Origin of the sequence: Streptomyces flavotricini, assembly GCF_020639365.1 — a bacterium.
Classification (GTDB): Bacteria; Actinomycetota; Actinomycetes; order Streptomycetales; family Streptomycetaceae; genus Streptomyces; species Streptomyces flavotricini.
In genome coordinates this window covers 4,334,992-4,348,672 of record NZ_JAINUL010000001.1, presented here as the reverse complement: position 1 = coordinate 4,348,672, position 13,681 = coordinate 4,334,992, and the positions used below count along the sequence as shown (strand labels likewise).

Sequence of the window (13,681 nt, the reverse complement as noted above, 5' to 3'; positions counted from 1 at the left end):
GAATCGGTGGTTTGTCCCCGCCCCGGACGTGCCCTCCGGGCGCTGCCGCGCCATCCCGCGGCCGCGGCCGCCTCCTCCGCGCACCGTGGAATCCCGTGGCTCAACTGGGCCGTACACGCATCCTGATGCGTCCTTTACGGACAGTCAGCCCCCGTGTGTAAAGGCCAATTCGCGCCACCAGATTGTTCTGGACTCAACTGAAGGTTTGTCAATATGCTGGACCGTGCCGAAGTTCAGCACTTCTGCATGGCCAGCCGATTCTTCGGGTGAGCCGGAAATTGTCCCCGGGGTCGGAGATCACCTTTCCGGGGCGTGCCGCCCGTTCCGACGCCGTGGCGGCGATCCAAGGAGAACCAGAGCGCGCCGTCATCCGATGATCTCGGTCGCGGCGGGCCGAGACGGGGAAGGGCCGTGCCTCATGACGTATGACACCTCCGGGGTAATAGCCGAGCTCAAGAGCCGCAATCTGCTCCCGGACGCGTACGAGACGGTGTTCGCGAGCGGTTCCCTGATCAGGGGCTGGGGCAATCCCACCAGCGACCTCGACGTCCACGTGGTCACCCACGACCGCTGGACCAGCACGATCGACGAGACCAACCACGTGGCGCTCGAGCCGAACACGCTCCAGTACGAGGGCACGTTCGTCGACGGCCGCCGCTGGGACGTGGAGTACTGGACCGCGTCCCAGATCGAGCAGGTCCTCTCGAAGGTCTCCCAGGAGCAGTTCGCCGACGCCCAGGGCACCTGGCGCACCCTGAGCTACCACGAGATCGCCATGCTGGAGCGGCTTCCGTACGCAGCGGCCGCCGACGACGGGGCCTGGCTGGAGGGCACCCGCGAGCGTCTCGCCGCCTCGGCCCACCGCTCGGTGCTGATCGTGAACTCGCTCAAGCAGGCGGACAGCTACACGGAGGACGCGGCCGGCCAGATCGCCCGGGGCGATCTGTACAGCGCGGTCCTCGCGACGAAGAACGCCTTCAACCACTCCGTGGACGCGCTCCAGGCCAGCCTGGGCCAGTTCGGCAGCCTGTGGCCGAAGTGGCGGGCCCGGCGGATGGAGATCCTCGATCCCGCCCTGCTGCCGTTCGAGGCGTACTGGGCCGTCGAGACGATGCGCTCCTTCGATCCGGACCACCCGCGCAAGTGGGTCGAGGAGACCATCGCCGTCTGCCAGCGGATCTCCATGGAGGTGTCGGTCTGATGCCGCTCGACGAGACGCCCCTCGACAAGACGCCGTTCGACAAGAACGCGCAGGTGGGCCCCGGTTCGGTGGCCTCGCTGCCGTTGAACGTGAAGATCCGCAACCATCGGGGCACGACGGTGGTCGGCGGGTACGAGCACTTCTTCGAGCTGACCGCGTCCGCCGCCCACATCTGGCGGCAGATCGACGGGAAGCGCACCGTGACCGATATCGCCGCGCTGATCGCCCAGGAATACGACATCGATCAGGAATCCGTGGTGCAGGACATCGTCGAGCTCTTCACGGAACTCGCACGGCACGATGTCGTGAACATCGCCCAGGGTGATTCCCGGGCCTGAATTCCCTCAGGGGCCACCGCCCCTCCGCATTTTCCCGTGGGCGAGACATTACGGGGGCCATCAGATGCTGGACGATCTCCAGTTCGATGTATTCGGTCCGCTGACCGTACGACGGAACGGAGAACTATTGGAAATTCCGCGGGCCAAGCACCGCGTCGTTCTCGCGGCCCTGCTGCTGCACGCCCCCCGCACGCTCACCGCGGAGGAGCTCATCCAGCAGCTGTGGGGCGGGGAACCCCCGCTGACCGCGCGCAAGACCCTGCAGGGGTACATCGCCCGCCTGCGCAAACTGCTGGGCGCCGACGCAGTCATCAGCCGCGCCTCCGGCTACGCGATCGCAATCGGAGCCGACCGGCTCGACCTCGACCGGTTCAATGCCTTCCTGCAGAAGGCGGAACTCACCACCGAACCCGCCGAGCGCGCCCGGCTGTTCCGGTCGGCGATGGAGCAGGGCAACGGGACCCCGCTCGTCGACGTCCCCTCGGAATACCTCCAGCAGGGCGACGGGGCGGCCCTGCTTGAACGCTGGCTGAATGCCACGGAAAGCTGGGCCGACGCGGAAATGGCGGTGGGTCGTTACGCCGAGGTGCTGCCCCGCCTCAGGGCGCTCGTATCGGAACACCCGTTCAGGGAAAGCGCGTGGGGCCGGCTCATGACGGCCCTGTACCGGGCTGGCCGCCAGGGCGAGGCCCTCGCCGCGTACCAGGAGGCCCGGCGGCTGCTGGCGGAGGAGCTCGGGGTGGAGCCCGGCGAGGAACTCCGCGCCGCGCACCGGCGGATACTCGCCGGGCCCACCCGGTCCGCCCCGGGCCCGGTGCCGGCCCCGCCCGGCCCCGCCGGCCCCCGCCCGGGCGGCGCCGCCGAAGCCCCGGCCCGCCGGGGACGTCCGTACACCCTCCCGCCGCGCCTCGCGGAGTTCGCCCGGCCCGGCATCGAGGCGGACCTGATCCGGCGGCTGCGCGACGTCTCCCGGGAGGGGGCGGAGCGCACCGTCCCGCAGACCCTCAACCTGTACGGGGCCGCGGGCGTCGGCAAGACCACCATGGCGGTCCGCGTCGCCCACGCCGTCAGCCCCGCCTTCCCCGACGGCCAGCTGTACGTCGAGCTCCAGCGCGGCGACGCCTTCCGCGAACCGGCCGACTCGCTCGGCGAGTTGCTGCGGGCCCTGGGCGTCGACCCCGGCGCGGTGCCCGCCGACTCCGGTGAACGAGTGGCCCTGTACCGGGGGCTGCTCTCGCACCGGCGCGTGCTGATCGTGCTGGACGGGGCGCGTGACGAGGCGCAGGTACGGCCGCTGCTGCCGGCCTCGCCGACCTGCGCGGCCGTCGTGACCAGCCTGGAGATGCTGTCCACCCTGGGCGGCACCCGGCACGTGCGCCTCGGACTGCTGACCGCGGAGGAGTCCCGGGAGATCCTGGCCCGCATCATCGGCCGCGAGCGGGTGACGGCCGAGGAGGGGGCCGCGCAGGACCTGGTCCGGTACTGCGGCCGGCTGCCGCTGGCCATCCGGATCGTCGGCGCACGGCTGCTGGAGCGGCCCCACTGGCGGCTGGAGACGCTCGCCCGGCGGCTGGAGTCGGAGCGCAGGAGGCTCGACGAGCTGGCGGTCGGCGACCTCGGCGTGCGCGACAGCCTGGCGGTCGGCTACGCGGCGCTGGACGCCCCGGAGCGCCGGGCGTTCCGGCTGCTCAGCCTGCTGGAGATGGCCTCGTTCCCGGTACGGGTGGCCGCGGCCGCGCTCGGCCTGCCGGACGACCGTACGGAGGAGACCCTGGAGCGGCTCACCGCGCAGCACCTGCTGGACGCCGACTTCGTCAAGGGCAGCGGGGTGCGCTTCTCGTACCACCCGCTGGTCCGGCTGTACGCCCGGGAGCTCACCTTCGACGTGGACCCGATGCGCAGCCGGCACGGGGCGGTGCAGAACGCGCTGGCCGCCTGGTACACGAGACCGGCCGGAGCCCTCGTCCCGCTGCGGGCCACCCCGTCCGCGGGCGGCACGGCGGCCCGCGCCGAAGTCGTCGCCGCGGCCAGGGCCGGCCTGTTGCCACCGGAGCTCGGCTTCACCGCCTGAGCCCCCTGAGCCCCCTGAGCCGCCTGCGCCTCACGAGTCCTGCCCCCCACGTTCCGTCCCCCGCCACGCCGCCCGACGGGGAGATCCGAGGAGAACCGACCTTGATCGAACGCTATTCCACCCCGGAGCTGGCCGGGCTCTGGACCGAGGAGCACAAGTACGCCACCTGGACGCGCGTCGAGGTACTGGCGACGACGGCCCAGGCCGAGCTCGGCATCGTGGACCAGGGCAGCCTGGCCGACATCCGCCGCGCCCCCGTCCCCGCCGTCGCACGGGTCCGCGAGCTGGAACGCACCCGCGACCACGAGATCCTCGCGTTCCTCGCGGCCTACACGGAGCCGATGCCGGCCGCCTCCGCCCGGTGGGTGCACCACGGGATGACGAGCTACGACCTCGTCGACACCGCCCTCGGACACCTCCTGGCCCGCTCGTGCGACCACGTGCTGAACGCCGCCCGGACGTTCGCCGGACTGCTCGTGGAACGCGCCCTGGAGCACTGGGACACGGTGTGCATCGCCCGCACCCACGGCATCCACGCCGAGCCCACCACCTTCGGCCACAAGCTCGCCGTGCACGCCTTCGCCCTCCACCGCTGCATCGCCCGGCTGACCGCCGCCCGCGCCGCCGTGGCCGTCGGCACCATCTCCGGCCCCGTCGGCACGTACGCGCACATCTCCCCGTACGTGGAGGAGTGGGTCTGCGGGCAGCTCGGCCTCGGCGTCGAGTCGATGCCCACCCAGGTCGTGGCGCGCGACCGGCACGCCGAGCTGCTCTCCGCGCTCGCCGTGACGGGGGCCGTCGTCGAGCAGTTCGCCCTGGAGATGCGCATGCTGCAGCGCACCGAGGTCGGGGAGGTCGACGAGCCGCGCACCAGTGCCTACCAGGGGTCGAGCGCGATGCCGCACAAGCGGAACCCGACGACCAGCGAGCGGCTGTGCGGTCTCGCCCGGCTCCTGCGCTCCCACGCCGGGGCGGCCTACGAGAACGTCGCCCTGTGGCACGAGCGGGACCTGGCCCACTCCTCCGTGGAGCGGGTCATCCTGCCCGACAGCCTGACCGTGGCCCACTACCAGCTGGTCTCGGCCGCCGGACTGCTGCGCGGGCTGCGGGTGTTCCCGGAGCGCATGGCGCGCAACATCGACGTCACCCGGGGCCTGGTCTACAGCTCGGAGGTGTTCCTGGACCTCGTCGACGGGGGCCGGGACCGGGAGGAGGCCTACCGGCTGGTCCAGGCCGCCGCCACCGAGGCCTGGGAGCGCGGCACCGGCCTGGCCGACGGCCTCGGCTCCCGCGGTGTGGACGTCACCGCTGATCACATGGACCCGCGGCGCTTCCTCGGAAACCGCGACCACCTCAAATCCCGACTGGACGAACTGAGCAAGGAGCTGCAGCAGCATGTGGAAGTGTGAGCCCGTCGTCGGTGCCAGCCTCGACGTCGCCGAAGTCACCGCCCTGTACCGCGCGTCCACCCTCGGCGAGCGCCGCCCCGTCGAGGACGTCGAGCGGTTCACCCGGATGCTGGCCGGCGCCAACCTCGTGATCACGGCCCGCCTCGACGGGCGGCTGATCGGCATCGCGCGCTCGATCACCGACGGCTCGTACGTCACGTACCTGAGCGACATCGCCGTGGACGCCGAGTTCCAGCGCCGCGGCGTGGGCCGGGACCTGATCCGGGCCACCCGGGAGGCCGCGCCGCAGGCCAAGCTCGTGCTGCTCTCGGCCCCGGCCGCCGTCGCGTACTACCCACACCTCGGCTTCAGCCGCCACGAGTCCGCATGGACCCTCGATGCGCTCGGCTGAACCCGGGCCCCGCGGGACGGGACGGTCCGCCGGCCGCCCCGCCCCGATCCCGAACCGCCGTCGAATGACGTTCCGTAGGTGACGACAATGCAGCTGAAGACGCCCGGATTCGATGCCCAGGTCAAGGCGGCCGCCGAACGGGCCCGTGCCTGCGGCCTGGCCGCCGACGCGATACGGATAGCAGCCACCCTGGACGGGATGGTCCCCGAACGGATCGGCCGAGCGGCCATGGGGCTCGGAGAGCGCGTGTACACGGAGATCGCCGAGTCCCAGGTCGCGGGCTTCGCCCCGACCGGCGGCCCCGGAACCACGCCCGACGAGGGCGCCGGGGACCTGCTGGTGCTGACCGGGACCGGGCGGCTGCGCGTCGTCCCGGCCGGCACCCGGCCCGCCGGCCCCGAGGAGGCCGAGCCGCTCGGCACCCTCAAATGGCAGAACCGGCCGGAGTCCCTGGGCCGGCTGTGGGCGCTGGCCCAGGACGTCCAGCGGATCCAGTTCGAGGAGGTCCACCGCTGGCTGGCGCAGCAGGACGCCGATCGCGTCCGGGCGAGGATCGACGCCGTCGGCCACGCCCTGCTCCACATGGCCCCCGTACTGCTCTACGTCGGCGACCGCTTCTACAGCAACCTCGGCAAGTTCAGCAATCTGCCCGGCCGTTCGCTGGCCGCCGGGGCCGAGCGTTCCGTACTCACCGCACTCCGGGAGACCCCGGCCGCACGGTGGGCCCCCGAGGACGCCACCTTCGTCGTCTGCCTGCACGCGCTCATCAGCTCGGGCTCCCCGGTCCGGGCCGAGGAGTTCAACGGCGTACAGCTCACGCCCGACCTGCTCGCGGGCTTCCTCCGGGAACGCATCGAGACGTACGGCGCCCCGGTCCCGGATCCCGCCGGCCTGCCGACGGGCGCCGCCCTCGACGCCCTGGCCGCGGCCTGCGCCGCCGCCCGCGCCGAGCGGTTACGCGGCGGCGCCGTGTTCTACCGCGAGATCAACGGTGCCTCGCTGCACAAACGCGAGCGGATCATGGCCGAGCCCCTCGGCTGGGACGAGCTGCCGGCGCCGGTGGCGGGCCTGCTCTCCGACGCCGTGGGCCGCCCCTTCCCCGCGGCGGCCGCGCCCGAGAGCATCCGGGAGCATGCCGAGGAGGTCGTCGAGCGCCTCGTAGGGCTCGCCCCGACCGCCGGGTTCACCAGCGCGTACGAGGGGTTCCTGCACCGGTTCTTCGAGACGCTGGCCGGAGCCCTGGACTGCGACGTCGTGATGGGCCGCGGCCCCAAGAGCGTCGCCGTCCTGCACAGCGACCACCCGGCCGAGGACCGGATCGCCCTGGCCACCCGGGATTTCTACTGCTGCGTCGCACCGGGCGCCGCGTTCGCGCGGAAGTTCGCCGAGGACCGGGCCGCCCTCGCCCGCACCCTCTCCGCCTACAGCGCGCGGATGCGCTACAACACCTGGCACTACCTGCCGCACAGCATGTCGTGGACCGAGGAGACCCCGGGCCGCGAGGACTGGTTCTTCGCCCCGATGACGGCCGACATCACCAACTGGTCCGACCAGCACCACACCGGACACGTCACCTTCGGCGTCCGCCACGCCCTGCGCATCCCGCTCGGCATCGTGCTGGAGGGCGCGTACCGCCCCGGCCTCTACGACCTGCGGCTGCTGCGCACCTCGGGCGCCGAGTTCGAGCGGGCCGACCTGCGGGCGGCCATGGTGGCCGGGCGGATCCAGGCGCTGCTGCACCAGGCGGCCGCCGACCGGGGCCTGGAGGTCCGCGATTTCGACAACGGCTGGTACCGGGATTTCCATGGCGCCTGACCTGCCCGCCGCACCCGACCCGGCCGCACCGCGGTACTCCGACGTCCGCGCGCTCCGCGCGGCCTACGGGGACGGCAGCCTGCTGCCCTCGGAGCACCTGGCCGCCACCTTCCGCCTGCTCGACCGGTGGGAGCCCCGGATCGGCGCCTTCCTCACGCTCGCCCGCGAGCGCGCCACCACCGAGGCCGAGGCCGCGGACCGGCTCCTCGACCGGTACGGGAACGCCGTCTGGCGGGCCCGGCCACTGCTCGGCATGCCCGTCTCCGTCAAGGACCTCACCCCGACGGAGGGAATCCGCACCACCCGCGGCTCCCTGCTGCACGCCGACGCCGTGCCCGGCCGGGACGCCCCGGCAGTGGCCCGGCTGCGGGCGGCGGGCGCGATCGTCATCGGCAAGACCAACACCTCCGAAGGCGGCTGGAGCGCGGCCGGCGTGAACCGGCTGCAGGGCCCGACCCGCAATCCGTGGGACCCGGCCCTGACCCCCGGAGGCTCCAGCGCCGGCGCGGCCGCCTCGGTGGCCGTGGGCATCGGGGTCGGCGCCACCGGCACCGACGGCGCCGGGTCCATCCGCATCCCCGCCTCCTTCTGCGGGGTCGTCGGGTTCAAACCCTCGCTGGGCCGGATCCCGTACGTGCCCCAGAGCCCGGACGAGCTGTCCCATCTGGGGCCGCTGACCCGGAGCGTGGCCGACGCGGCCCTGCTCACCCAGGTGATGTCCGGCTACGACACCGCCGATCCGCTGTCCCACGGTGCATCCGGCGACCCGGCCGGGGATCCCGAGGAGGCGGCCGCGCGCATGCCCCGCCTGCGCATCGGCTGGATCCCCTCGCTCGGCGATCCCGCGCCGTCGCCCGCCCTCGCGGCCGTCGCCCGGCAGGCAGTGGAGGCGCTGGCGGCCCGGGGGCACGAGGTCGAGGAGATCCCGCCGCCGTTCGAGGACCCGTACGCGGCCCTGGAGACGATCCTGGCCGGCTGGGAGGCGGCCGCCCACCCCCGGGACCTCGACGAGGTCGCCGGCCTGCTCGACCCTGGCCGGCTCCGCGTCATCCGGTACGGGCGCACGCTCAGCGCCGCCCGGCTGGCCCGGGCGTACGAGGCGCGCGCCGTGCTGCGGGCCCGCAGCCAGGCCCTGATGGAGCGGTACGACCTGCTGGCCATGCCGACCGTGGCCATCGCCCCGTTCGCCGCCGACCGGCACGAGCCGCCCGACCCGGTCCCCAAGGGCGCCCTGTCCTGGCTGGCCTGGGCCCCCGAGGCCTACACCTTCAACCTGACCGGCCAGCCCGCCGTGTCCGTCCCGGCGGGACTCTCGCCCGAGGGCCTGCCCGTCGGCCTGCAACTGGTCGGCGGGCGGCGCGAGGACCTGCGGGTCCTGGCCGCCGCGTACCAGCTGGAGCAGGCACGCCCCTGGCACCACCACTACGCGGCGCTCTCGGCGCGATCACCGGAAGCGGAAGCGGAAGCGGAACCGGAAAGGGAATCGACATGACCGAGGCCATCACCGCCCGCGAAGCCGACGAGCGCCGCTACGCCCGCTTCGCCACCGGCAGCGTCGGCTTCGTCGAGCGCCACGGCCTGTGGAGCGCGGAGCGGCGGACCGCGGCGCAGGCCCTGGAGGAGACCCTGGCGGGTCTGGAGTTCGTACGGGTCGGCTTCGGCGATCCGCACGGGCTGATGCGCTCCAAGACCTTGACGGTCGAGGCCTTCCGCACGGCGCTGCGCAACGGCATCGACATGAGCCCGGGCCCCTTCGTCTTCGACACCGGGCACGCCGTGGGCGTCGACTTCTTCGCTCCCGGCGGCGGCATCGGCATACCCGAGCTGACCGGAGCCGGGGACTTCCTGATCGTCCCCGATCCGCTCACCTTCAAGGTGCTGCCGTACACCGAGGCGGCCACCGGCTGGGTCATCGCCGACGAGTACCTGCGCGACGGCACCGCCCACCCGCTGTCCAGCCGTGCCGTGCTGCGCCGCCAGTGCGACCGCGTCGCCGAGCGCGGCCTGCGGTACGTCGTCGGCCTGGAGGTGGAGTGGTACGTGACCCGGCTGACCGGCGCGGAGCACGGCCCGGGGGCCGCCGCGAGGGCCGCGGCGGCCGTCGGCGGATTCGGCGTCCAGGGCGAGCCGCCCGCCGTCGAACCGGTCAACGGCGGCTACCAGTTCAACCTCGACACCCTCACCGACGGGCTGATGCACCTCGTCACCCCGCTCGCGCGCGCCCTGCGCGAGCTCGGGCTGCCGCTGCGCACCGTCGAGCACGAATCGGGGCCGGGCCAGCTGGAGTTCACCTTCAGCCCGATGAACGGCCTCGACGCCGCCGACGCCATGCTGCTCTTCCGTACGGTCGCCAAGCAGATCTGCGCCCGCCTCGGCCACCACGCCTCCTTCATGGCGCTGCCCCGGCTGGAACGCTTCGACCCGAGCGGCTGGCACCTGCACCAGTCGCTGTTCGACACGGCGGCGGACCGCAACGCCTTCGTGCCGCCGTCGGGCGAGGGCGGTGCGCTGCTGTCGCGTGAGGGCCTCGGCTACGTGGCCGGCCTGCTCGAACACGCAGCGGACACCGCCCTGTTCTGCATTCCGACCGTCAACGGTTACCGGCGGCTCGACGAGCGGTTCTCGCTCTCCCCGGACCGGATCGTGTGGAGCGCCGAGAACCGGGGCGCCCTGGTCCGCGTCCTCGGCGGCCCGGGGGAGGAGTCCACGCACGTGGAGAACCGGATCGGCGAGCCCTGCGCCAACCCGTACCTCTACCTCGCCGCGCAGCTCGCCGCCGGTCTGGACGGCATCGAGCGCGGGCTGCGGCCGGGCGCCCTCGCCGAGGACCCGCACGCCCCGACGGCGGCCGCGCTGCCGCGCGACCTCGCGGAGGCGGTGGCGGCGATGGAGGGCAGCGCCCTGGTCCGCGACCTGCTGGGCAAGCCGCTCCAGGACTGCCTGGCGCAGCTCAAGCGGAGCGAGGTGGCCCGGTTCGGGGAGTGGCTGGCCGTCGCGGGCCCCGCCGGCCCCGGGGAGACCACCGCATGGGAGCACCGTGAGTACTTCGCCGCGTACTGACGAACAACCACACGAGGAGGACTGGTTGACGGTCTGCGTCGTCGGCTCGGGCCCGCGGGGGCTGTCCGTCCTGGAGCGGCTGGCGGCCAACGCGGACGAGCTGCTGCCGGCCGGGGTGCGACTGCGGGTCCACCTCGTCGACCCGCGCCCGGGCAGCGGCCGGGTGTGGCGCCCCGACCAGTCGCGGCACCTGCTGATGAACACGGTCGCCTCCCAGGTGACCCTGTTCACCGACGACAGCGTCACGATGGACGGCCCGGTGCGGCCCGGCCCCGACCTGGCCGCCTGGGCCGCCGACCCCGCCCTGCACGGCGGGGCCCGCCCGGCCGGGGAGGAAGTGCCGGGCCCCGACGGCTATCCGACCCGGGCCCTGTACGGGCGCTACCTGGAGTGGGTGCTGCGCACGGTGGTCGGGCGGGGACCGGCGGACATCCGTACGCACCCCGCGCGGGCCGTCCGGCTCGACGCGGACCCCGCCGCGCCGGGCCTCGACCGGGTGACCCTGGACGACGGCACGGTGCTGTCCGGGCTCGACGCGGTGGTCCTGGCCCAAGGGCACCTGCCGGTCTCCCCGACCCCCGCCGAGGCCGCCTTCGCGCGGTTCGCGGCCCGCCGCGGGCTCTGCTACCTGCCCCCCGGGAACCCGGCGGAGGTCCGGCTCGACGGGATCGCGCCCGGGGAGCCGGTCCTGCTGCGCGGCCTCGGACTCGCCTTCTTCGACCACATGGCCCTGCTGACCGAGGGCCGCGGCGGGGTGTACGAGGCCAAGGACGCCGGGCTGGTCTACCACCGCTCCGGGCGCGAGCCCGTGCTGTACGCCGGATCCCGCCGGGGCGTTCCCTACCAGGCCCGAGGGGAGAACCAGAAGGGCGCGCACGGCCGCCACCTGCCCCTCGTCCTCACCCCGGCGACGGTGGCCCGGCTGCGCCGGGGCCCGCGGCGGCCCCGTTTCCGGCGCGACATCTGGCCGCTGGTCTCCCAGGAGGTCGAGACCGTCTACTACGCGGCCCTGCTGCGGGCCGACGGCCGCCCCGAGGCCGCGGCGCGACTGCTCGAACGGAGCGCCGCCGGGCCCTGGACCCCGTACGACCGCGACCGGCTGCTCGACGCGCTGGGCGTACCGCCCGGGCGGCGCTGGGACTGGGAGCGCGTCGCCAGGCCCTGCGGGGAGCGCGTCTTCGCCGACCGCGCCGCGTTCACCGGCTGGCTGCTGGAGCACCTGCGCCGGGACGTCGCCGAGGCGGCAGCGGGGAACGTCGACGGCCCGTACAAGGCGGCCCTCGACGTACTGCGCGACCTGCGCAACGAGGTGCGGCTGCTGGTCGACCACGGCGGGATATCCGGCGCGGACTACCGCGACGAACTGGCCGCCCGCTACGGGCCCTTGAACGCCCACCTGTCGATCGGACCGCCGCCGCGCCGGATCCGGGAGGCGATCGCGCTGATCGAGGCCGGTGTGCTCACCGTCCTCGGCCCGGGGGCGGAGTTCGGCGCGGACGAGACCGCGGGCCGCTTCACCGCCCGCTCGCCCCGCGTCGGGGGGGACGCGGTGCACGCGCGGGCGTTCATCGAGGCGCGGCTGCCCGAGCCCGATGTGGCGCGCACCGAGGACCCGTTGCTCGGGTACCTGTACGCCACCGGCCAGTGCGTCCCGTACGTGATCGGCGACGGGCGCGGCCCGTACCGGACCGGCGGCATCGCGGTCACCGGGCGCCCGTACCACCTCGTCGACGCGGCCGGCGCCGCGCACGAGCGGCGCTTCGCGTACGGCGTGCCGACCGAGGGCGTGCACTGGGTGACGGCCGCCGGGGCCCGGCCGGGCGTCGACTCGGTGATCCTCGGCGACTCCGACGCGATGGCCCGCGCCGTCCTCGGCCTCGCCCGCGGGGCGGACCGCCGCCAGGACACGCTGACGAGGAGCGCCACCTGATGGACCGCCCGGGCACGACCCCCGACACCGGCCTCCTCTCACCGGTGAGGGCCGCCGCCGCCACCGAGGCGGCCCTCACCGACACCGCCTGGGCCCAGGCGATGCTCGACGCCGAGGCCGCCCTGGCCCGGGCCCAGTCCCGGCTGGGTACGGTGCCCCCCGGGGCCGCCGAGACGATCACGGCGTGCGCCCGGGCCGGGGCGATCGACCTGCCCGCGCTGGCCGTACGGGCGCGCGGCGCCGGCAACCCGGTCGTCGCCCTGGTCGAGGAGTTCACGGCGGTGGTCGCCGCTGCGGACCCCGCGGCGGCGGAGTACGTGCACCGCGGCTCCACCAGCCAGGACGTCCTCGACACCGGCGCGATGCTGGTGACGGCCCGCGCGCTGCGCCTCGTACGGGACGAACTCGACCGGACGGCGGCGGCCCTGGCCCGGCTGGCCGACGCGCACCGGAACACTCCGGCGGTGGCCCGCACCCTCGGCCAGCACGCCGTCCCCACCACGTTCGGCCTCAAGGCGGCGGGCTGGCTCGTCGCGGTGGTCGACGTACGGCGCCGGGTCGGGACGCTGCTCGACGGGGGGCTGCCGGTGCAGCTCGGCGGGGCGGCGGGCACGCTCGCCGGCTATCTGGAGTACGCGCGGCCGGTGCCCGCCCGAGCGGAGGCGGACGGGGACGGGGGTGCGTACGCCGGGGAGCTGATCGCCCTCTTCGCCGCCGAGGCGGGGCTCGCGGAGCCCGTTCTGCCCTGGCACACCCTGCGCACGCCGATCGGCGACACGGGCGCCGTCCTCGGGCATGCCGCGGCGGCGCTCGGTAAGTTCGCCACCGATGTGCAGACCCTGGCCCGCACCGAGCTCGCCGAGGTGGCCGAACCCGCCGGGGCCGGCCGCGGGGTCTCCTCCGCCATGCCGCAGAAGCGCAACCCGGTGCTCGCCGCGATGATCCGCTCCGCCGCCCTGCAGGTGCCCTCGCTGGTCCTCACGCTGACCCACTGCGCGGCCGCCGCCGAGGACGAGCGGCCCGCCGGGGCCTGGCACGGCGAATGGCAGCCGCTGCGCGAGGCGCTGCGGCTGGTGGGCGGGGCCGCGTGCACCGCGGCGGAGCTGGCCGAGGGGCTGGAGGCGTACCCGGAGCGGATGGCGGCCAACCTGCGGCTCACCGGCGGGGCGGTGGTCACCGAGCGGCTGGCCGCCGCGCTGGCCCCCGTACTCGGCAAGGCGGGTGCGAAAGGGCTGGTCAGCCGGGTGGCCGTGGAGTCCGCCGGGAGTGCGGACCCCCTCGTGGACCGGCTCCTCGCGCAGGCGCCCGAACTGGCCGAGGAGTTCACCGCGGAGCAGCTGGAACGGCTGCTCGAACCGGCCGAGTACACCGGCGCCGCCGAGGCGCTGATCGAGCGGGCTCTCGCGTACCACCGCGGCAGCACCCGCACCACCGCATGACTTCCGCGCGGCGATGGCCCGTGGCGG

At 74.3% G+C, this 13,681-nt stretch carries 10 protein-coding genes; all 10 read left to right on the top strand.

Annotation, left to right across the window (positions count from 1 at the left end; all coding sequences use genetic code 11):
* Positions 1-418 precede the first annotated feature (418 nt).
* Positions 419-1,201, top strand: a complete 783-nt coding sequence (locus tag K7B10_RS19605; RefSeq protein ID WP_229337592.1) for a hypothetical protein — start codon at positions 419-421, stop codon at positions 1,199-1,201.
* Positions 1,201-1,539 (top strand): PqqD family protein, encoded by a 339-nt coding sequence (locus tag K7B10_RS19600; RefSeq protein WP_229337590.1) that lies wholly within the window; start codon positions 1,201-1,203, stop codon positions 1,537-1,539. Before K7B10_RS19605 ends, K7B10_RS19600 begins: the two co-directional genes overlap by 1 nt.
* Positions 1,540-1,603: 64 nt before the next feature.
* Positions 1,604-3,610, top strand: coding sequence for an AfsR/SARP family transcriptional regulator (locus K7B10_RS19595; protein ID WP_229337588.1), 2,007 nt, complete (start codon positions 1,604-1,606; stop codon positions 3,608-3,610).
* Between the two features lie 101 nt (positions 3,611-3,711).
* Positions 3,712-5,019, top strand: coding sequence for an adenylosuccinate lyase (purB, locus tag K7B10_RS19590; protein WP_229337586.1), 1,308 nt, complete (start codon positions 3,712-3,714; stop codon positions 5,017-5,019).
* The gene (locus tag K7B10_RS19585) at positions 5,006-5,410 is read left to right on the top strand and encodes a GNAT family N-acetyltransferase (RefSeq protein ID WP_030152790.1); all 405 of its coding nucleotides are present in this window, start codon (positions 5,006-5,008) and stop codon (positions 5,408-5,410) included. The genes purB and K7B10_RS19585 overlap by 14 nt, the downstream gene beginning before the upstream one ends.
* A gap of 78 nt (positions 5,411-5,488) precedes the next feature.
* Positions 5,489-7,225: a hypothetical protein gene (locus K7B10_RS19580; RefSeq protein ID WP_229337584.1), complete on the top strand. Its 1,737-nt coding sequence runs from the start codon at positions 5,489-5,491 to the stop codon at positions 7,223-7,225.
* Positions 7,215-8,717, top strand: a complete 1,503-nt coding sequence (locus K7B10_RS19575; protein WP_229337583.1) for an amidase — start codon at positions 7,215-7,217, stop codon at positions 8,715-8,717. The genes K7B10_RS19580 and K7B10_RS19575 overlap by 11 nt, the downstream gene beginning before the upstream one ends.
* On the top strand, positions 8,714-10,285 hold the full coding sequence (locus K7B10_RS19570; RefSeq protein ID WP_229337581.1) for a glutamine synthetase family protein: 1,572 nt from the start codon (positions 8,714-8,716) through the stop codon (positions 10,283-10,285). The genes K7B10_RS19575 and K7B10_RS19570 overlap by 4 nt, the downstream gene beginning before the upstream one ends.
* Before the next feature lie 25 nt (positions 10,286-10,310).
* Positions 10,311-12,215, top strand: a complete 1,905-nt coding sequence (locus K7B10_RS19565) for an FAD/NAD(P)-binding protein (protein WP_229337579.1) — start codon at positions 10,311-10,313, stop codon at positions 12,213-12,215.
* Positions 12,215-13,654, top strand: coding sequence for a lyase family protein (locus K7B10_RS19560; protein ID WP_229337577.1), 1,440 nt, complete (start codon positions 12,215-12,217; stop codon positions 13,652-13,654). The genes K7B10_RS19565 and K7B10_RS19560 overlap by 1 nt, the downstream gene beginning before the upstream one ends.
* The last annotated feature ends 27 nt before the right edge of the window (positions 13,655-13,681 follow it).